This window comes from Rahnella perminowiae, from assembly GCF_019049695.1.
GTDB classification, from domain to species: Bacteria; Pseudomonadota; Gammaproteobacteria; order Enterobacterales; family Enterobacteriaceae; genus Rahnella; species Rahnella perminowiae.
The window spans coordinates 1-255 of the sequence record NZ_JAFMOT010000013.1; the positions used below are offsets into that span (position 1 = coordinate 1).

Consider the following 255-nt stretch of genomic DNA (forward strand, 5'->3'; position numbering starts at 1 on the left):
ACGTTGCATCGCCTTCCAGTGCTTTCAGCGCTGAACCTTTGATGACCGGGATGTCGTCGCCTGGGAATTCGTAAGCAGAAAGAAGTTCACGAACTTCCATTTCTACCAGTTCCAGCAGCTCTTCATCATCTACCATGTCGCATTTGTTCATGAACACGATCATGTATGGAACGCCAACCTGGCGACCCAGCAGGATGTGCTCACGCGTCTGAGGCATAGGGCCGTCAGTTGCAGCAACAACCAGGATAGCGCCGT

1 protein-coding gene is annotated in these 255 nt (G+C 52.5%); it reads right to left on the reverse strand.

Annotated elements, in window-relative coordinates:
- Positions 1-255 (reverse strand): GTP-binding protein (locus J1781_RS00040; protein ID WP_238483430.1); only part of this gene is annotated, 255 nt, incomplete at both ends.